We start from the raw sequence: 20,725 nt of genomic DNA on the forward strand, positions 1-20,725 counted from the left end.
TCGCTGGTAACGGCGAGGATGTTCAGTGCTCAGCTACAGCTCCGGCCCTCGATCGTGTTCCTCGTCGTAGGGCGGTTCCTCGTCATAGGGCGGCGGCGGTTCCTGCTCGTAGATGGGCGGTGCTTCTTGCTCGTAGATGGGCGGTTCCGGGTCGTTCTGCTGCTCGGTGACCTGTGCGGTCCGGCGCCGCGGTCCTGCTGCGCTGCTTTCGGTCCGTTGACGTTGTTCTGCCTCGATGAGCTTGAGCCGCTTCCGGTCGGTGGCGAGCGACTTTTCGAGTCGCGCGATTCGCGTCTGGAGCTGCCCGAGCACCCGCTCGTCCGTCTGCTCGGCCCGCTGGCGGCGTCCGTGGTTGGCGCGGTTCGCGGCCGCCGATGCTTCGATCGCACCCCATCGTCGTTCGGACGGCGCATCCGCTTCGGCGGCCTGCCGGGCGGCGCTGGCCTGTTCGATCTGTTCGGCGGTGGCGGCGGAATCGCGCTGGATCCGGTCATGGATCTCTCGGGCGCGGCGCACCGCGAGGATCTTCTGCTCTTCGGCCTCGATCTCAGCGATGACCGAATTGACCGCGCCTGCGTTGGATTCGTTGGTCGCACGATCAAGTTCGTGCTTCGCCGATCCGAGCATCTGCCGTGTGTCGGAGATGCGACGGCGCGCGGCCGCGGCGGCGGTGTTCAGCTCGTCGGTGGCGTACGCCGAGTAGACACTGGCCGCCTGGCGTGGCGCGGTGATCTGCTCGATCTGCTTCTTCACTGCCTCGGTGCGGACCTCATTCAGTGATGCGAACGGGTCTGCAACGTCGTCGCCTACGTTCCACAGAATCCGTGAGACCGCGACCTCAGTGGCGGTGCTGTGGAACAGGGCTTGCTTGCGTGGATCGGTACCGGGGTCGCCGAGTGCTGCGGCCCATTCCGCGCCGCTGTCGATCGCCTTCTCGATGTAGGTGTCGACGTAGGCGTGCATCTGTTCCTGGTGCTGGCGGGCGTAGGCGGCGAGGATCTTGTCCTCGCCGGCCGCGGCCTCGGAGAGGAGCGGAACGCGGTATCGGGCAACAGTGTCCGTGCGGCGACGGGGCAGCATTCCGGGTGCGGTTGCCTTGCCGAGCGCATCGGCCATGACCTTGCCGGGGGTGTTCTTCTCGTCGTCGAGCTTGCCCTTCTTGCCGACCGCCCGCATCACATTGGCGGCGTCGGTGAGGAGCTGGCGGGTGTCCCAGCCGAACGTCTCTGACTGTGCGACGGTCTCGACGATCTTGTCCCAACCGCCGAATGTGTGGACCCAGGTGAACTGTTTGTCGGTGAGGATTTCGTCCAGCAGCGCGGCGGTGTGTTCCTCGTACAGGGCACTGACGGCCGCGATGTAGCCGTCCTTGATGGCGCCGAACGACTCGGCGTGAACGCGGGCCTCTTCGATCATCTGGTGCGCGGTGCGCTGCGATCCGTCGCGGGCCAAGATGCCCTTGATGACCCCGAGAGCGCCGGGATGCTCATCGGGTCGATGCTCGAAGTCCCAATCGGGGAGTTCGTCTTCCGCCGCGTAGGCGATGTTCTTGCTCTTGCCTCGTGTCATCGCGACGTAGAAGCCCTGCCGGTCCATCCCCGCGGAGGTCAGGACGTGGCAGGACCCGACCGTCATTCCCTGCGACCGGTGGACCGTGGCGGCATAGCCGAGTTGGACGTTCTCGGCGATGTAGTCGGAAGCGACGACAACGCGGCCGCCGCTGGCGTGGTTCTCCAGGCGCAGTGAGCCGTCGGCGCCGATCTCGACGATGGTCCACAGATCACCATTGTTGACGCGTCCGGTGCGTTTGCCCCTGTCGTCCTTCACGACGTACTTGCTGTTGTTCTTGCGGGTGACCACGACGTCGCCGACCGCCCCTTCGAGCCCATCGGCGAGCACGATCCCGGGCCCGGTGACGGTGCCGTTGTCCCGGTAGTACGCGGTGGCTTTCAGGTTCAGTTCGCGCACCAGGTCGTTGGTCGGGGCGACCATGAGGGTGACCTCGTCGTCTTCGACGTCGGCGACGTAGGCGTTGAAGACCTTGTCGGCGAGCTCATGAGTCATGGCCGACTGAATGCGGTCGTTCTCCTCATACCACTCGATCGCGCTCTCGTCGCCGTCGCGGAGCATCAGGCTCGCGGCCGCTTCACCCTCGGTGCGGAATCGGTGGATCTTCGACAGGAACGGTGCAAAGGTGCGCTCGGCCAGATCGCGAAGAACACCGCCGGACTCCACTGAGGCCAACTGCTGGTGATCGCCGAGAAGGCGCACCACGGCCCCGGCATCCGCCGCGATTCGAGTGAGGTCGGCAAGGTTTCGAGCCGATGCCATGCCGGCCTCGTCCACCAAAAGAAGGTCTCCAGCGTCGATCCCAGTCGGGACGCCGTGCTTGTCGCGGGTCAGGATGTCCGCGATGGTGCGGCCCTCGACCTCGATTTCCGATCCGAGAACTTCCGCGGCGCGGGCAGATGGTCCGAGTGCGATGACCTTGCCGTTCGTCTGTTCCCATGCTCGGGCGACCACTTTGGCGGCGGTGGTCTTTCCGGCGCCCGCGGCGCCGACGGCCACGGCGACCGTCTTCTTGGCGGTGAGGAAGTGCTCGATCATCGCGATCTGATCGGTTCCGAGGTGGAACCCGTCGATCTTCGATTCCTTCGCGACGGCCTTCTCGATCTTCCGGATCTGGCGCCGGATGACACGATCCGCGACGGTCAGTTCGCTCGCGGCGTCGGCCTTGCTGCGCATGAATGACTCAGCGGCGAGGACCGACTCGGAGGTGTAGCGCATGGTGGTGCGGTCGACGGTGTGCAGTCGAACCAGACCACCTTCGATCTCCTCGGACAGCTTGTCCGGGGCAACGTAGATCTCGGTGAACACGGGGATGCAATGGTTCTTCACGAGGGTGTCGACGGCCGCGCGGACATAGACGTCCAGGTCGAGGTCGTCGGCGAAGCTGAACGCTCGGGCTTGCCTCTGGACCTCGGCGGTGAGGCTGTAAACGGTCCAGGTTCCGACCTTGCGGGACAAGTCTTCTTCGACGGTGCGGATCAATTCTGGGAGGTCGGCGGGGCCGAACGGAGGTCGGTTGTCGTGGCCGGTCTGTGCCTCTTCCACCAGCTGCTGGGGTGAGGTGTCGACGATGATTGCGCGTGCCCGCTCGTCCCACTCGGCCCGCAGTTCTGCCATCGACCGGGGCGGGTTCTTCGCGTTGCGGGTGTCCAACGTTGCCTGCTGCGCTTGTGCGAACTGGACCTTCTTCGGCGGATTCTTGCCGTGGCGGGCGGTGTACTCGCGGGCCAGTTCTGCCTGCCGGTCCACGATGGCCTGACGGCGCGAGAACTCTTCGATCAGCGCCAGTGGGATGCCTTCGACTTCGTAGACCGGCTGCTTTCCGGCAGGGGTGTCGGCGCGTGGTGCGAAGCTCACGCCGAGGCTGCGTGCCACCAGATCCGCGACTCGGGTGTTGTACCGCTCGGACGCTGAGACGGCCGCACGGTAAAACATGCGGCCGTCGATAGTGGTCCACTTACCCTCCGCGTAGACCCGGTTCAGGACCGCGCAGTGAGTGTGCAGGTTCGGGTCGCCGACTCGGTTGTCCCAGTGGTCGAATCGGGCGATGAGCAGACCCTCGGCCTTGACCATCCGCGTTCCTCCGGCGCCGCGCCGGGTGTAGGTCAGTTCGTCCTCGACGTACCCCAAGGTCTCGTCGACGGCCTGGCGGTGCGCCGCCTCGATGACCTCCTTCACGCGTGGATCGCCCAGCCCCCACAGCAACGAGACTGACTTCATGGGCGTGAAGACGAGGTCGTAGCCCGCGACTGGCTGCCGCATCTTCCGGTAGCTGTCGGCGATGAATTTCGTAACCTCAGCGTCGCTCAGCAGAGCTGCCTTGTCGCCCTTCGCCTTCCTAAGATGGCGCACCGCGACGTCCCACTTGATGGCATCCTTCGCCGCGGATTCGGGAAACTTCCCGGTCGCGCGCTTGTAGTCGTTGCACCGATCCACGACCTCGTGGACGTACTCCTGCGAGGCGGTGAACCAGCTGAACGGCCGCCCGAGCGCCGTTGCGGCGGACCAGTCATAGCGTTCCTGCTGCGAGGCCGTCACCGGCGGCATCGTGGCAAAAGCGTTCGGAGTTCGCGCTGCGCCAAACGACGAACGCATGGCACTTTCGGTAACTGTGTCACCGATGGCGACTCCGGCTCGCGCCGTAGCTTTCCCGTACCAACGCCCGGGCGGGGTGCCCTTGGCGTTGTAGTAATCGATGACGTCGCCCTTTTTCGACTCGGTCGCGTCACCGGCCGCGACGTGGTTCGTCAGGTACGTGTATCCATCCCCAGCTGAGAGCTTGTGGATGGTCATCATGGCGACCATTGTGCCAGGTGGCACCTTTAGTGCAAGAGGTGTGTAAAAGATTTTGTCCCTGCCGCAGGTAGGGACTGTTTATACGGTGCCGTCAGAATCAGTTTCTTCTCGCCGGAGGCGAGGGTGTTAGGTAGTTGCTCGCTCGAACGGTGAAGGTGTCGCATCGCTTCGGGTTTTGATTTCACAGATTGCTGCCTCCGTGTTGCGCCCTCCCCCGAGGGTGTCGAGCCGATACACTTCGCGCCATGGCCACCTCATCTGAAGCGGCGGCGATCCGCTCCCGCAGACTGCACACCGTCAAGAACGTCGATGCGAACGTCAAGGCAGCACGACAGCGCGCGCTCGAACATCAGAAGCTCATCGAGGAGTTGGCGAAGCCGCTGAACGCGGTGTCGGAGAAGCTCGCCGACCTCGACCATGAAGGGGACGCGGTCCTGGCTGCAGGTGCTCGCCGCATCGAGTCGTTGAAGAGCGGGCTCGAGAAGAAGATCGAGAAGCTCAAGGCAGACACCGCCGCGAAAATCGAACAGACCAAGAAGGACACGGAGACCAAGCTCGAGGAGCTCCAGAACTCGCAGCGCGAGTCCGAAGACGCGCTGCTGCTCGAGTACGCACAGGCGATCGTGCAGTTCTCACACGGCGGATCGAACGCCGACCTCGCCACCGTCCTCGGCATCACCCAGAAGAAGGCGAAGGAACTGGTCGCATCGTCGACGACCGAACTGAAGAAGGCCGGTATCGCCGCCCCCCAGACCACCGAAACCGCGGCCGCAGCAAAGACGTCGGCGCCGTCCACGAAAGAGCCCGAAGCCCCGGCGGAAGACAAGGACGAGGCTCAGGTCGCACCAGTCGACTCGCCCGCCCTCGCCTCGGCGTGACGATCGCACCCGGGGCTGAAACTTTCGGAAGGCTAGACCGTGACCCTCTACGACGTGTTCCCGTGGATACAGCCCGTGTGGCAGGGTGCGATCGACCTCTGGCTCTCGCTGTGGTGGCCGGGGTCGATATGAACGACATGGACCGGCTAGGTCGATCGGACCGGACGGCACAGGCGCAGGTTCGGGTGATCGGTGATTGAAGAAGTCGAGCCGGGGTTGTGGCCTGCAGAAGAATCTGACGGCACCAGCCCCGGCTCCGTTGATGTTCCGGCCGGCACTCGCCGACGGCGCTCCGTCGATACGACACTTGCGCCGAACGCGCGCGCGATTGCACTGTTCTGGTCGAAGGTCGTGAAGTCCCCGACGTGTTGGTACTGGACTGGGGCAATCAGCGCGCCGGATGGGTACGGACGATTCAACTACCAACGCGACAACCGCCAGCGGACGGTGCTCGCGCACCGCTTCTCGGTGGAGCTGGTGCACGGTCCGATGGACGACGGGGTCGTTTGCGAGCACAAATGCAACGAGCCGCTCTGCGTCCGTGTGCACGCGGATCATCTGGTGCAGTCGACGTACTCGGAGAATGTTCGTTTCGCGATCGCGCTCGGCCGGTTATCCGGGCACACACTCCTCGATGGGAGTGGGCGGTCTCGGGTCGATCGCTCACTCGCAATTCGTGATGCACTGAGGCACGGCTACAACGAAGACGCGGTGCTTCGCGCAAAGACTGATCCTGGCCCCGATCAAGATGTTTTGTTTTGAGATAGCAGGCCCGGCCTCACATCGGATTCACAGATCGCCTATGACCTCGAATGACGACGGTCGAGTTGGTATTTCAAATCCTTCGGGCCAGATGGTTCCTTCATCCCAGATAGCTGCCATGAGACTTCGTTCGGACGAATCAATTATCGCCGTCCGTAGGTCGGCGCCAGACAGATTCGCATTTATCAGCCATGCGCGCGTCAGATTGACCTTGTGAAGTCTCGCGCCAGATAGATCTGCGCCGCCCAGTCGTGCGTCGGACAGATTGGACTCGATCATGAACGGCTTGCGTGTCAGCTTCACGCGGTGCATCTTCGCACCAGAGAAGTTCGCACCTGCAAGGTTGGCATGGGATAGATCCGCACCCTGAATCTCAGCACCGGAGAAGTCGAGTCTTGCCAGTTTCATGTCCGCGAGATTCGCCCCCGACAGATCGACTCGTAGCGATCGATTGTTGTTAAGTCTGTCTACACTTCGCCACTTCTGTCCCTGTTCCCGCCACTGCGGTGCCCGGTCTCCCAGGACCATCGCAATAGAGGTGCGAACCGAAAATTCACCAGCATCGAACACACGCTGATCCGGACCACGCGAATCCTCATCGAGCATCCGCCGATTAGCACGGAGGTATGAACACAACAGATTCACGCAGACCTGTATCTCTGAGTACGCGAGTTCCTCCTGGCTCGTCGATTCACCGAATCGAATCCAGTCATCTGCAAGGGCAGCGAGTGCGTAGGTCCCGGCCTCGCGAATTGCGGGGCTCTCGTCGGCGAGCTGGCTGGCCGCAGTCGTGTAACGCTTTCGAAGATCAGCTTCTCTGTCACGCTCGCTCGTGTCCTTGTGATGTTCGGTGTCCAAGGCACGGCTCTTCTCGCCGTTGTGAAAGGCAAGATAGCCGGCTCCGATGGCCCCAGCTCCGGCGAGCGCCGTAGCGATAGGTTGAGCGGCGATGTCCCACAGTTGGGTACTTCCAGGAACGGTAACGACTCGGCCAGCAAGGTAACCGAAGCCGAGTCCCACAACACCTACACACGACGGAAACACAAATCGCGCGACTCGCGAACGCCTTGCTTCCTCCACCTCACCCACACCACCTTTCAACGACCTTTCTCCTGCTGCTGTGGATGAGTCATGCGACATTCCGCCGGCCACGCTCCACCCCCGTCTGATGTCGCCTGATCCTATGGCGTGACGGGGACACCTCTTCCGAGTGATCCAGATTGGGCGGCTCTACAGCTCGTACCCGGTGCCGCTTGAGTGCGACCGGTCCGGTCCGCCCGCCTCTACTGACTCCCCTCCTTCGGTCTTGCCCAAAAGCATCCGGCCGATGGGGCGGGGATGCCCCGCGGTCGCCGTTCGCACAGCACTCAGGTCGTAGCTGCGACCCGGAGTCGACTCCGCCGGATCGTGCTGTGGTGCAGTGACGACCACGGCGGCGTCGATCGTCTCTCGTAGCAGCGTGGTCTCACCGGTCTGCATGTACTCGAATCGTCCCCACACAAACTGCTCCCGCAGATCCCCGACCAACGAACTTTCCTGGGGAAGGTTCGCTTCGACGGGTTGGAATCGTGCTGTGTCGAAGGAGTAGCCGGCGTCCGCGCTGAGTTGTGTGAAGAACGCGAATTGCGCCCGGGTGTTTCCCTCCCGGAACGGGTGGACGTAGTTGATCCGCGCCCACACCTTGGTCAGCTCGTCGACGAAGGTCTCGCGGTCGAGTCCGCGTAAGTGGTTCTTGGCGGCCATTCGATCGAGCACCGCGGTGCCGTATCCGCGGACCTCTTTGGCTGCGAAGTAGCGGTGCGGGATCTCCGGTGGGTTTCGGATGCCGTTCCGGTACGCCTGCACGTCCGGGCCGAGTTTGACCATCGGCCAATCGCGTGGGGCGGTGCGGAGTTCGCCGGCCCATGGGTAGACGTCCTGGAACAGGTGGTGGTGGATCCGGCGTAGGTGCTGCAGGTCGTAGTTGCCGGGGATCGGCTCTCGTCTGAGCTCGGACATGCGCTTGTATGTCGACAGCCCCTCGTATACGTCGAGCACCTCCGGGTCGGTGATCCCGTACGGCCGATCGGCGGACACGCGAACGAGGTTGCGCATGACAGCACCGGAGATGTCCGGGAATCCGGTGGCATCCCATTGCACCGTCGACGGAATGTAATAGTCGATCCACTCCTGTGAGAACGGGCGGGGGCGGGTCACTGCTCGGTCTGGCCTCGTCGACGAAGGATCGAGTCGAGAGCATCGTCGAGCGTGATGTTCTCCTGCAGCAGTTGGACGAGGAGTTCCTTGGTGGGCTCGTCCATCGTTCGGCCCTCGATCGCCATGATCGGCGCCAGCCGCTCGTACTCGGCGCGTGCCTGCGCCTCGGTGAGTCGTTCGGACATCGTGCCCCTCCTGTGGTTTCTGGCCAATCGAAGATTTGCCAGTTGGTTAGATGGGGGTGATGGCGTCAATCAGCACCCGGCGGCTAAATCTCTGATCAGATCCCGCGTCGATGAAGCGGTCTCGGGCGGCGAAGATTGCATCTCGCAGGTCCATCAGTTGCTCGGCCGTCTGCTCGTAGGTGGGTGATGTGTCGTCGCGTTCGCGCGGCTGCCTAATCTCACAGTGGTAGTCCTCACCACCACCGATCGGTATGTCCTCGCTAGTCCTTTCGGCCAAGGACCTGCGCCAAAAATCGTCAAGGGCTTTCCACCAATCGGTCCACGCGGCCTGCACAACAGGGTCGCGAAACTTCTGATTGGCGTAGGCATCCGTGAAGTCACTTATCTTGCGCATGTCGCTCTGTCGCCACGACCTTCCTGAAAACTCTCCAGACGTGAGCCAACCCAGTCGACCACTGTCCTCGGGAAGCTCGGTGAGGATCTTGTCGAACAGGAACTGGTCATCCGCGTCAGGCTTCGCGAGCGCTTGCTGCAGAGCGCGATTTTCTGTCTCGAGCTGTTCGATCCTGCCGTCGCGTTGCTGGTTCGATTCGAACCATCCGACGCCCGTGTACCACCACGCAACCACGAGGACACCCAACACGCCTAGTAGGACTGCTGGATGGTCGCCCAGCGGCGTCATCACCTTGTCTATGGCCCACTGATACCACCCTGGGACGAAGAGTGTGCCGATCGCCAGCACCGGCGGCAGTATCAGCCGTAGGTACCCGTAGATGTTCCGCCGATTGCCGTTCACTCGATCATTCTGACTGCCATGTGGAATTTTTCGGGCGCGCGCGTTTTCGTGTCGGCGTTCGATTAGACGGCACGTTCGCCTTCTTCGTCGATGCCGTAGCCGTGGTCGATCTCGGCTTCCGGGTGGATCGGGGTGACGTTCCCATCGTCCGCGGCAGTGGTGTCGCCGATGACATCTCGGATCGGGCGGGCGTGTCCGCTGCTGGCGGCCTTGATGCCGTCGATGACGGACTGCTCCACGAGCGTGGCGACCGGTTGGGCCAGCTCGATGATGGCGTCGGTCGACTGATCAGGTGCCGGTGTTTGTCCGCGCACCTGGATGCCGCGGTGGAGGCTGGCCTCGTACAGCTTCTCCCGGGGCACCTCGCGTTCCTTGGCGAGCTTGTCGGCGCTCCGTTCGCCGGTGGCGAAGGCGTCGCCGCGGCGGTTGGCGGCTCCGCGATCGGTCTGCCCGGTGCCGTCCCAGGATTCCCAGTTCCACTGCCGACCGTGCCAGTACGTGCGGGCGCCGGGCATTCCGGAGTTGGGGTCGAAGCCGTACCGCCACTCGTATTCGCTGGCGTCGAGTGTTTGCCAGGGCCGCCGTTGGAGGTCTTCGGCGCGGGCTTGGCCGTTTTCTTCCCATTCCTTGCGGGCAGCGGCCATTCGCCCGGGCACGCTCGCGATCACCGCTTCTCGGGTCATCCCTTGCTCCTCCGCCCATCCTTCGGTCGGGTTGAGGTCGAGCGACCATCCTCGGTACTGGCCGTCGGCCCGGCGCCGTTCGGTGTCGAGCCGCTCGCGGCGTAGCGCCTCGGGTGAGTTCTCCCGGGAGTTGACCTCGAGGCTCAGTTCGTGAGCCTCGAGTTTCGCCTGTTCGAGTTCGTCTTCCTGGGTGAACACCAGCTCGGGTTCGGCGGTGGCGACGTCGAGTTTGGCCTTGTCGCGTTCGAGTTGAGCTGCGAGTGCGTCGCCGCGGTTGCTGACGGCGGAGAGGTGATTTCGGGTGGACTGGATGAACCCGGTGGTGGCGCTGTCGAGTGCGACGATGTCGATCATCTTGTCGCGCTCGATGTAGCGCTCCTCCCCCGCGATGTCGACGATGTAGTTGGCGAGGGTGTGCGAGTAGCCGAGGGTGATCGGGACTCCGTTGATCGACCCGATCGGAAGGAACTTGCGTGCCTTCGTGACCTCTTCGCGGGCCTGTGCCAGCGATTCCTTGACCGCATCGCGAAGTTCGGGTGCCTCGCTGTCGGGCACCGCGCGGCCGGCGACGTGCCAGATGCGTTTGCTGCGGTCCTCGACGGCGAGCCAGTCCTGGAGTTTCCCGCTCTGTTCCCTCAGTTCGGGCAGCCGTTCCGTCGCGGCTGCGATCTGCCGTTCGAGGGAGCGGATCGTGGCCTGTCGGGCGGCGTTGTTGTTGGTGACGGCGTTGCGTTGAGCTTCGAGCATGGTGACCTTCTGCTCGGCCTCGACCTGCTGGACGAAGACCGGGTCGCCGGTGGCGGCGGCCTTGGTCTGCGCCCACGACAACGACAGGTCGCCGCCGACGTCCTCCATCGTCTGGGGGACGTCTTCACGGCGCAGCTGGGCGACGAACCCGGACTTGCGGGCGACGTACTGGTACATCATCGCGTCGTAGGAGCGGCGGGCCACGACGTTGATGACGCTGACCTTCTCGAAGGTGTTGCCCTGGCGGATGATGCGTCCGATCCGCTGTTCCATGTCCGCGGCCGTCCAGGCCGGATCGAGGTTGACGAGCTGTTTGAGTGCGCGCTGGACGTTGAGTCCGGTGCCGCCCTTCTTCGTCGAGGTCAGCAGGACACGGATCCGCCCGTCGCGGCATGCCTCGGTGAGTTTGGCTTTTGCCTTGGGCGAGTTGTGGTCGTGCATGAAGGCGATTTCCTCGGGTTTCATCCCGCGTGCGATCAGGGCGTCGCGCAGTTCGGTGTAGACGTTGCGGGCGCGGCGGCTGTCGCCGACCTTCGGTGTCCCGCGGTCGCAGAACACGAGCTGGAAGGCGCCGGTCATGTCCGGGCCGTATTTGTCGGCCGGAATGACCACGTCGGCGTTGTCGACGTAGGCGTTCCAGATGGCGTCGGCGGCGACCTCGACCCGGGAGTTCTCCGGGGGCGGGGACGGCAGGTTCGCCAGTCTCGGGTGCATGGCGACGTTGCGCCCGTCGGTGGAGATCTTGAGCGTGTTGTCGATGTGCATCTCATCGCCCTTGACGTTGCCCAGGCGTTCGTCGAGGTCGGCGACGAAATCGAGGACGTCATGGCCCTGGTCGAATTCGAGGATCGTGGGCGTTCCTCCCTCGATGACGGGCAGCCGAACCGGGATCTGGTCGGCGGTCACGACGTCCCGGAACTGGTCGAGCATCGCGACGAGCTGGGGCACGTTCGCGTACTCGGCCATGCGGGTGACCATCCGCAGTTTGGTTCCGGTGATGTTCATTTCGACCGCGGTGACGGGCTTGGCGAAGGTGCCGGCCCAGTTGTCGATCCGGCTCATTCCCGTCCGCACCAGCAGGTCCGGCCGCAGCATCTTGGTCATCACCCAGATCTCCGACATGGCGTTGGTGATCGGGGTGCCGGTGGCGAAGGCCATCGCCTTGGCGGGCGCGTTGGGTTTGCCGGCCCGGGCGTTGCGGTCCTGGGCTTGCTTGCGCAGGAACCGCGCCTTCATTTCCAGGTCGGTGGCCCGCTGCGACCCTTCCGCTACCGACAGGTCAGCGGAGTTCGAGGGCCGTGAGAGGTTCTTGTAGTCGTGCGCCTCGTCGATGAACATGAAGTCGCACCCGGACTGCTCGAAGCTCAGACCGTCGTCGGTGGACTTCTGCCCGACGATCGTCTCGATGCGCTTCTTCATCGCCTTGATCGCGTTCTCGATCTGTTTGACGGAGAACTCAGATCCGGACTTGGTGGCGGCCGCGAGGGCGCCCCGCAGTTCGGCTTCCTCGTTCTCGAGGTACTCGATCTGCGCCTCGCGTTTCATCGCGATCAGCCCGAACACGGACTGCGGGACGATCACCATGTCCCAGTCACCGACGGCGGTCTGCCCGATGAACCGTTGCCGGTCCTCGATCCCGTCGAGCTCGGAGGCGACGAGGATCTTCGCGTTCGGGTAGGCGTCGCGGGCCTCGTTGCCCCACTGTGAGAGCAGGTGGTTGGGGACGACGACCCACGGCTGGCGGACCTGCCCGAGTCGTTTGGCCTCCATGCAGGACACCGTCATGGTCAACGTCTTGCCGGCGCCGACGACGTGATCGAGCAGGATCGTCTCGTCGTGCAGGAACCGTTGGACGGCGGCGGCCTGGTAGTCGTACAGCTCGTACTTGGGGTTCAGCCCGGGGAACTGCTTGAACTCGGTGCCGTACTTCGGTTTGACGAACGAGTTGCACAGCTCGTTGTAGGTGGCGGCGAGTGTGACGTAGCGGTCGCCGTCCGACCACAACCATTCGGCGAACCGCTCCTGCAGAGCGGCCGCGTTCGACCGGGCCGCGGCCGTCAATTCGGGATGGAACCGCGGCTTCGGGGACCGCTCCAGTTCCTCGGCGGTCTTGAGGACCTGAACAGCCTTGTTGTTGGCGATCAGGTTGAACATTTCGACGCCGGAGAGCTGGGCGCTGCCGTACTTGTCGGTGTAGCCGCTGGTGGGGTTCTTGTGGCGGCTGTTCTGCTCGGTCTCGAAATTCCAGTTGCCGCTGACCTTGTCGAACTCGGTCGTGAGCCGGTTCGGGTTGAGGCCGAACTCCTTGATGAGGAATTCCCGGTAGTACTCAATCGGTACCCAGATCGCGCCGGGCCGGACACCGATGGCGGCCGGATCGACGTCGGGCGGGATGACCCGTTCGAGGGCTTCGACAGCCCCGCCGTAGAGCTCGGGGTCCTCGGCCGCCAGGCGCTGGGCCTTGGCGTGCTTGTCGCGGACGTGCCCGGAGAGGAACGTCTCGGCGATCTCCCATTCGCCGGGGTGATCGAGGGACGGGAACATGCGCCCGCGGGCCTGGTCGATGACATCGCCGACCTCGAGGTCGAGCAACTCCCCCATCCGCTCGGGTGAGAGGTAGCCGAGTTCGTCGAAGCTGATCGCCATTGCCTCGTCGACATGGTCGGCCGTCTCGGCTCGACTCTTGAACGGGGTGGTGTCCTCGGTGAAGATCGGTGACTTGCTGGCCTCGGCATCGGTGCCGTCGAACCGCGAGGTGAAGTTCTCGATCGAGAGCACCATGCCGATTCGGGGATCACGCAGGATCGCACCCTTGAGGTGGTTCTGGTTCTTCTGCGGGATCGGCTCCGTAGCGGCCTTGTCCTGCATGTCCTCGAGGACATCGTCGGGGATCGGCCCCGTGTAGGGGCCGGCCTCCTCGGCGCTGAGCCCTTCCTCCCGCGCCTCGGCCTTGCCGGTCTTGATGCGCCACCGGGTGATGGCCTTGTCGAGGCGTTCGGCGATCTTCTTCTCGGTCAGCGGCGCGGGTTCGGTGAGGGTGAACCTGTTGAGCGGTCCCCACCGGTTGGTGTAGCGGTCGTAGAGGGTGCCCAGCTGAACTCGCAGGGCGTCGCGGTCGGCTCGGGTGGAGTCGGTCGAGCGGCTCGCCTCGGTCAGATTCATGACGGTCTCACCGAGTGCGATGAGTACCTTCCACTGCTCGGCCTTGTCCTTACCGATGCAGTTGACGTACGTCCATCCCTGACCGATCTTGAACTGCTCGAACTGGCCTTTGACCTCGTCGAACCGCATCGTTCCGGGTTCGACTGTGGTTGCTTCGATTCCGGTGCCGGTCAACAGGCCAGCGGAGGTGAACGGTTCGGCGGCCGTCGGCGACGGCCGGGGTGCGGTGAATCCGAGTCCGCGGTCGACGGCCCGGTCGATGATCGGGTCGAGCTGGCGGCGGATCTGCTCGGCCAGTGGTGTGTGGGTGCGGGGTTCGACGATCAGATTCAGTTTGCCGTTCGGACCGTTCCCGACCGCCAGGGTGCCCAGCACCCGCTCGGGGTGCTGTTCGAAGTAGCGGTTGATCCAGTACTGCGCTGTCGGTGCGCCGCCCTGGTCCGCGCCTTGGCGATGGTCGAGCGGAATGCTCTTGACCTCGCCGGCCCACGCCGCGGTCTCGGGGGATGGTTCCTGCCCGTCGGGGCGGCGCCGGAACACCAGTACGTCGGTGACGACCGCGGTCTTGGCCTGCCGGTCGAAAGCTCCGGTCGGCAGGCGCACCGCGCCGATCAGGTCCGCGGTCTCGGTGATCTTCTGACGTGCACCTGGCCGTCTCGCGTCGGAGGTGTACGCGGAGGTCACGACCGCGACGTAGCCGCCGGGGGCGGTGAGGGCGAGAGATTTGACGATGAATTGGTTGTGCAGGGAATGGCCGTCGGCGTTGTGGATCGGGTCGTAGACGCCGTCCTTGCCGAAGGGCACGTTGCCGATCGCGCCGGTGAAGGTGTCGTTTCCGGCGAAGTTGCGCTCGAATCCGTGGTTGCGGATCTGCTGCGACGGATACAGGTGGTGCGCGATCTGGGCGCTGATCGGCTCGATTTCGACGCCGACCATGTTCACTCCGGCCGGGGCGGTGCCGACGAAGTACCCGGCTCCGCAGCCGGGTTCGAGTATCAGGGCGTTCTTCGGCATCCCTGCGCGTTCGACGGCGCGCCAGAGTTCGTGGACCACGGCCGGATCGGTGTAGTGCGCGTTGAGGGTGGTCTCGCGGGCCTGCGCGAAGCCTCGCTCGCCGAGGAGCTCGTACAACTCGTCGCGTTCGGTGCGCCAGGTATCGCGGAACCGTGCCCGGTTGTCGAATACCTCGGGGACCGCGCCCCAGCCGGACCACTGGGCGAGGACTGTCTGTTCTTCCGCCGTCGCCAGCCGCTGTTCGCGGTCCAGCTCGGTGACCAGCCGGGCAGCGGCGATGTTGGCGCGGACACGGGCTTTCGCGCCGGACGGGACCAGGATGTCGGTGCCCAGCTCGAAGTCCGCGGGTGCCGCGATGGGCTCTGTCGGCCGCGAGATCTCGGCGATCTCCTCGGCCTCGGCTTCCTCGACCGCCTCGGAGTCCGCGAGCATCGACTCCAGCAGCGCCTGCCGTTGCGCCAGCTCGCCGGTGGTGGCGGTCAGCGGGTCCAGGGCGGCCAGCTCGTCCGGTGTGAGCGTTGCGGTGGCCTCGGGTGCCTGGGTGATCCCCGGCTCCGGCTCAGCGGCCGGTGCGGAGTCGGCGGGGGCGTACTGGGCGGCGGTCTCGGGGGAAACCCAGACGTGACCGCCGCTTTCCTTGCGGACCTCGATCAGGCCGCCGTTGCGCCACAGCGGACTGGTGATCGGTTCGCCGTGAACGTGATCGGGGACTACCGGCAACTCCGCGTCGGCGGTGCGAGGGGTCTGCTCAGTGGGGGCCGCCGGGTCGGCGACCCCGGGTTGTTCCGACGACGGGTCGGCCCCTTCTACCTGGGCGGTGGTCTCCTGGTGTTCGTCGAGGGCAGGCGGGCTGGCCGGCTCCGCCGCGATCTCGATCTCATCGGTGGTGGCCTGTTCGGACTGCGTCTGAGCGTCCCGTTCGGCCTCGACGATCTGAGTCGCCTCGGCCGTTTCGGACGAGGCAGCGGCGCGTTTGCGCGGCAGGAGCACGCGGGCCTCGTCGATGGCCTCGCGCCAGGAATGAACCTCGCTGTAGACCTGCCCGTCCAGTTCGGCGGCCTCGGTAACTCGGTTCTGCCTCGGCAATCTCAGCTCGATGTGGGTGCCCTCGGGGTCACCGACGTACACGCTGTCGTTTTGGTAGATCGTCAGATCGCTGACGTCGAAGGTGGCGTATGGGTCCTTTGCGTTTTTGTTCTTCCGCAGCCCGGTGATCAGCGCACGGTCTACCTCGGTCCGCAGCACCCAGTCCAGATCGAAGCCCTTCGCTTCGAGCAGGGAGACGTCGCCGGGCAGGGTGCGGCGCAGGTCGTCGATGATGCCGCGGCGCGCTTCCTGGACGGGCCCGGTGTCGGCGGCTGCGGATCCGTTCTTCGAGTACTTCCAGAGCGGATCGCTGTGTGCGGCTGCGTGGTAGAACTCGTGCCCGAGTGCGAGCATGGTGGCGGTGGACGTGACACGATCGCGTGCCTCGCGCACGGGCCGGTAGGTGCGTTCGACCCACGCCGGTATCGGGTGGCCGGCGGCTTCGAGAAGGCCACCGACGGCGACGCGGTAGTCGTCACCGCAGTTGACCTCGTTGTCGGCTCCGTTGAGGGTGTACTCCCACCCCACCGAGACGTGGCGGATTCCGGACCGTGGCTTCGATTTCAGCCGCAGTCCGTGCATGCCGCCTTGTTCGAAGTATTCGTGGCCGTTGTGGGCGTAGACGACCTCCATGTCGTCGTGGAGGTTGGGCACGATGGTGCGCCGCAGTTCGGCGGCGAGTCGCTCTTGGCCGATGCTCGCGGTGGCGTCGACGAGATCGGGACGCTCGAAGCTCAGGACATCGAAGGCGACCTCGATGGCGGCTTCGAGCTGCGGGACACGCGTCGCGGAGGGCAGACCTGCCCAGGGCGCGACGAGCGGATCGCTGCGCAGGTGCGCGCGCATCCACTGCGTCCACTCTTCGCGTACCGACTTGTCCCACGTCAGATCGTCGCGGTGCGCCTCGGTCCAGGCGTGGGTCACCGTGTCGTAGAACCCGGTGTCTCTGAGTTGGCGGCGGTCGCGGACGATGAGTTGGGCGGCTGCTTGTCGGGTTGTGGATCCGTCGCGGGCGAGGTCGACGATCTTTTCGTGGACCATTCGCGCGAATGGGTGGTGCGCCGCGAGGTCGTCGGCGAGGCGGCCGCCGACCGCGTCGATGATGTTCGGATCCGCGGCGGCCGCCGCGTACAGGAATGCCTGGTCGGCGGCCGTGACGTCGCGTTGGGCGTCGACGCAGCCCTTCCACCACTGGTTCGTCATTGCCTCCCGGGCCTTTACGCCCTTGAGCTTGCGCAGGGCGGTGACGAAGGCCAGGTCGCAGTCTGGATGCGGCAGGTCCAGCGGTGTGGCGGGGTCGAACTTCGCTCGGGCGCGCCGGTACCAGTCGTTCTCGGGGATGACGCCCAGGTCCAGGGCTTCCTGAACGGCCTCGAGGGTCTCGACTCGGTCGTTGAGTTCGAGGAGTTCGGCCTCTGCCTGTTCGAGACTCATCTCGTCGTCAAGATCGAGATCGGTGTCGATCTCGGTGTTCTCGTCGGCCGCCAGCACGGACTCTGCGGCCCGCTGCGCGGTTTCGAGGTAGGCCTCGCCGACCTCGCGTTCGTCGGCGTCTCGCGCGGCCACCACTGCGTCGGTGATCGCCGTGGTGATCGGGTGTTGGATCGTCTCGGGGCGGCGGGCTTCCCAGTACGCCTCGGCGGCCTTGCGGCCCAGTTCGTGCCACCGGTCGGTGTTGAGCAGAATCGTCCGGCACGCGGTGAACATCTCGTCCGAGATGTTCTGCCGGTCGCTCATCAGGTCGGCCAGCGCCACCTGGGCTTTCGTCTTGAAATGCCCCTCTGCCCAGGCGAGGAACTGGGTGGCGGTGTTCGCCGAGGAGGCGGCGGCGGTATCCGCTTCGGTGTTCGGCTCGGAGAGTGTCAGCAGGATTCTGGCTTCGACCTCGGCGGTCGCGTCCACAGCCGTCGTGACGGGCGCTGCGACCGGTTCGATGTCGGCAGAGGCGTCGGCGGTTGCGGTGTCGACCTGCGCATTGTCGGTGGGCGCGGACTCTGGGAACAGGGGGCCGGCGGGACGATCGCGGAACTGAACCTCTTTGAGGTTGCCGCTGAGGATGGCCGAAATCAGGTCGTGCGCTTCGCCCTTGGTGATCGTCGTGTCGACCGTGAACGGCTTCTCGACCTCACCGGCCAGCTGTTCGAGCTTGCGGATCTGTGCCCGGCTGATCGCCTCGCTACGCCAACCGGCGGCCGGGGTGCGCTCGGCTGTGGACATTTCCTGCACGAGGGCACGCGGCACCTCATGCGGATCGACGCCCAGCGCCTGGATCTGATTGCGCAGCTCACCCTCTCGGGCCGACTGGACGCGCCACTGGGTGCGGAGCCGCTCGATCTTTCCGGTGATGCTGTGGACGTTCTCGGTATTCGCGACGATCCCGGCCTGCAGCCCTCGCTGCTGCGCGGTCGCGAGCGCCCGCTGAGCGGCCGCCAACTGCCGGGTGAGCTTGGCGCCGTGCCGTTCGAGTTCTGTGACCTGCTCGCTGGCGGCCGCCCACTGCGCTTGTGCAGCTAGAACGGAAGATTCGGGTCCTCGGGCGGATTGCGCCGGATCTCCTCGTCGATCATCTCCGCCAGCTCGTCCGCGATCGGGTCGTACGCGGTCATCGGCACCGGCTGGTTGTCCTCGATCCGCTGCGCCACCAGCGCCCGCCCCAACTGCTGGAACCACGCCTGCCGATCGAGCCACACCCGGTGCACGATCTGTTCCGCCACCGGCATCGGCCGCACGTTCAGGCTCTTCCACCGGTCCGGATCGTGTTCCCGACGGGCCCGATCCTGCTCCGCCTCGATCTGGTTGTCCGCCCAGGCCTCGAATTCCGTCCTGCGGGCGGCGATCTCCGGTGTCACCTGCGGATACAGTTCCTCGGCGAGGATCATCTCCCGCGCGGCCCGCCACGCCGTTTCCTTCGCCTGCACCACGTTCCAGTAGGTCGGGGTCATGCCCCGGTTCGCCTCGGCCCACTGCTCGTGCGCCTGTGTCTCCAGCGGCCCGCTCGCGGACTCGGTCAGCTGCTGCAGGCGCAGAGCCTCGCGGTCGATCTGCTCCAGGTCCTGCGGGGACGTCGGGTCCAGGCCGAGCCACTCGACCAGAATCCGTCGCGTCTCGTCCGCGATCGTCACGTCGATTCCCTCGACCTGCTCGATCGCTTCCTCGCTCTGCGCTTCCATCCCCTGCTCCTTCATCCTCGAAATCGAACGCGCCCTGGTTGACGTTTCCGCGTGCCACTCGACCTCCTCGTCAGCGCCCATCCAGGGCGACACCCCACCCGAAAACGGGGAGTTTCTGAGGTCGATTTTACTACAGAACAACGACAAAAATGGTGTCTGACCTGCACTAATGCCGAATTGCTCGGTGGGTTCAGGAGCTTCGCTGAGCCCCCTGAGGGCGCGCCAGAGCGACGCACACCATCAGCACCAACGGGGCGATGAACAACCCGCCGATACCCGCCATGAACGCCCGTGCGGGGCGGCGATGGCGGTTGTACGAGCGGCGAGCACAGACCACCGCCCCTGTGATGGACAGCACATTGAACGCGACAAACACGGTGGTGGCGAACGCGTTTCCGTCCATCACGGGGCCAACCTCTCTAGCGGGTGTTAGGTGCCTTCATCGAACCGCACGGGATCGACATCGCTAATCCGGGAGGGGCTGCCGCCCCCGAAGGCGAAACTTCCGGGGGCGGCAGCCCCGCCGATCGTTGCGCCCGGGATTCCGGCCGCGAACGGCACGGCCCTCCATTGCGCATCCGACAGGGGGCTGCCGCCCTCCGCGGCCGCGGCTGGGAAGCCCAGGATCTGAGTGACCGCCTCGATCTTGGTCCATGGCAGTTCGACCTCGATCTTCGCCGGTTGCAGCCGCAGGCGTGAATTGGAGGGATCCAGCTCCCTGGCCTTTGCCAGCAAGCCCGCGAGAGGGTTCTCCACGGTGAACCACGCGGACGAGTGACCGGACTCGAAAACTGCGGTGTGCACGGATCGGTAGCCCTCCAGCGCCTCCAACGCGGCGAGGAACTTGACCTTCTGCGGCCCCAGCTTGGACCGTTCGCTCTCGTCGAGAACCTCGTGGCGGCGCGCCCACGCATCGAAGAGTTCGTTCAGCTCGACCATTTCGACATCGGTGGCGTAGTGCTCCAGGTACGGAATCCTCACGCCCTCCGCGAGGTGAACAACCTTGGCCATGCCTGCTCCTTCTGGATTCTGGTTCATGCCATCAGTAGTGAGATCAATTGCCAGACTGCGTGTGCGGAGCTGGCGGCATCGCGCGGGTCGACGGGTCGGTCTGCGACGGTAACCCAGCCCTCCGACGACTTCTCCAACGCTCGGACGAGGAGCCTTCCGGATACGTCCACAACGGTGAACAGGATGTCGTGGCCGTCGCCGCTGTGCCAGATGAGGTCGCCGTCGTCGAGCGTGATGTTCGAAGCCAGGGATTCGGTCTCGGCGTGCGAGTCGTTGCGCTCGTCGAACTCGCGCGCCAGCTGCGCCAGTGCCTGTTCGTGGCCGGCGCCCATCGGTTGATGCACCACCAGCCCTCCCTCGCCGCGCAACGACGCCTGGTCGATCAACAGAACCGTCATAAACCTGCCCTCCCGTTCACGCTTCATCCGCGTTTCAACTCGACAACTCAGGACCTACTCTACATAGAGACCTCTCCAAGTAGAATAGTTACGTACCGTCTGTTGCTCGGGCACAGAATCTGTCGGTACTGCTGGCTGCACTGATCAGCGAAGAAGGGGCCAGTTGCTCCCGGAAGGCTTACGCGTCGGTGCAGCACTTGTCTGCGGCCGCGCGTCGGACTGCGTGGTCGAGCTGAGCACCTCCACCACCATTTCGCTGCCGACTGCTTCCA

The 20,725-nt window shown here is 64.9% G+C and carries 12 protein-coding genes; 2 read left to right on the forward strand and 10 right to left on the reverse strand.

Annotated elements, in window-relative coordinates; translation table 11 throughout:
- Nucleotides 1–33: 33 nt before the first annotated feature.
- Nucleotides 34–4,374, reverse strand: a complete 4,341-nt coding sequence (gene mobF / locus MLGJGCBP_RS48825) for a MobF family relaxase (protein WP_160098557.1) — start codon at nt 4,372–4,374, stop codon at nt 34–36.
- A 236-nt stretch (nt 4,375–4,610) separates the two neighbouring features.
- Between mobF and MLGJGCBP_RS48830 the strand changes: the two genes are divergently transcribed.
- Both MLGJGCBP_RS48830 and MLGJGCBP_RS48835 read left to right on the forward strand, forming a co-directional pair.
- The gene (locus MLGJGCBP_RS48830; protein WP_160098555.1) at nt 4,611–5,243 is read left to right on the forward strand and encodes a hypothetical protein; all 633 of its coding nucleotides are present in this window, start codon (nt 4,611–4,613) and stop codon (nt 5,241–5,243) included.
- Nucleotides 5,244–5,435: 192 nt separating this feature from the next.
- Nucleotides 5,436–6,005 (forward strand): HNH endonuclease, encoded by a 570-nt coding sequence (locus MLGJGCBP_RS48835; protein ID WP_160098553.1) that lies wholly within the window; start codon nt 5,436–5,438, stop codon nt 6,003–6,005.
- 27 nt (nt 6,006–6,032) lie between these two features.
- On the opposite strand, the gene MLGJGCBP_RS48840 is transcribed toward MLGJGCBP_RS48835, so the two are convergent.
- From MLGJGCBP_RS48840 to MLGJGCBP_RS48880, 9 genes are all read right to left on the reverse strand, one after another.
- Entirely contained in the window at nt 6,033–7,025 is a 993-nt protein-coding gene (locus tag MLGJGCBP_RS48840; protein ID WP_160098551.1) for a pentapeptide repeat-containing protein, read from the reverse strand.
- A gap of 210 nt (nt 7,026–7,235) precedes the next feature.
- A complete protein-coding gene (locus tag MLGJGCBP_RS48845) occupies nt 7,236–8,201 on the reverse strand; it encodes a Fic/DOC family protein (RefSeq protein ID WP_160098549.1) in 966 nt (321 codons plus the stop codon).
- Nucleotides 8,198–8,386 carry a hypothetical protein gene (locus tag MLGJGCBP_RS48850; protein WP_160098547.1) on the reverse strand — a complete coding sequence of 63 codons (189 nt, stop codon included), beginning with the start codon at nt 8,384–8,386 and terminating at the stop codon, nt 8,198–8,200. The genes MLGJGCBP_RS48845 and MLGJGCBP_RS48850 overlap by 4 nt, the downstream gene beginning before the upstream one ends.
- Nucleotides 8,387–8,432: 46 nt before the next feature.
- The gene (locus tag MLGJGCBP_RS48855; protein WP_160098545.1) at nt 8,433–9,182 is read right to left on the reverse strand and encodes a hypothetical protein; all 750 of its coding nucleotides are present in this window, start codon (nt 9,180–9,182) and stop codon (nt 8,433–8,435) included.
- Nucleotides 9,183–9,244: 62 nt separating this feature from the next.
- Entirely contained in the window at nt 9,245–18,307 is a 9,063-nt protein-coding gene (locus MLGJGCBP_RS48860; protein WP_160098543.1) for a helicase-related protein, read from the reverse strand.
- A gap of 77 nt (nt 18,308–18,384) precedes the next feature.
- Nucleotides 18,385–19,044 carry a hypothetical protein gene (locus MLGJGCBP_RS48865; RefSeq protein WP_201453180.1) on the reverse strand — a complete coding sequence of 220 codons (660 nt, stop codon included), beginning with the start codon at nt 19,042–19,044 and terminating at the stop codon, nt 18,385–18,387.
- 190 nt (nt 19,045–19,234) lie between these two features.
- On the reverse strand, nt 19,235–19,447 hold the full coding sequence (locus MLGJGCBP_RS48870; RefSeq protein WP_037198229.1) for a hypothetical protein: 213 nt from the start codon (nt 19,445–19,447) through the stop codon (nt 19,235–19,237).
- 26 nt (nt 19,448–19,473) lie between these two features.
- Complete coding sequence (locus tag MLGJGCBP_RS48875) at nt 19,474–20,055, reverse strand: hypothetical protein (protein WP_236581334.1); 582 nt, start codon at nt 20,053–20,055, stop codon at nt 19,474–19,476.
- Nucleotides 20,056–20,078: 23 nt separating this feature from the next.
- On the reverse strand, nt 20,079–20,453 hold the full coding sequence (locus tag MLGJGCBP_RS48880) for a hypothetical protein (protein ID WP_160098539.1): 375 nt from the start codon (nt 20,451–20,453) through the stop codon (nt 20,079–20,081).
- Nucleotides 20,454–20,725: the final 272 nt, after the last annotated feature.

This window comes from Rhodococcus sp. T7 (genome assembly GCF_009872365.1).
Taxonomy (GTDB): domain Bacteria; phylum Actinomycetota; class Actinomycetes; order Mycobacteriales; family Mycobacteriaceae; genus Rhodococcus_F.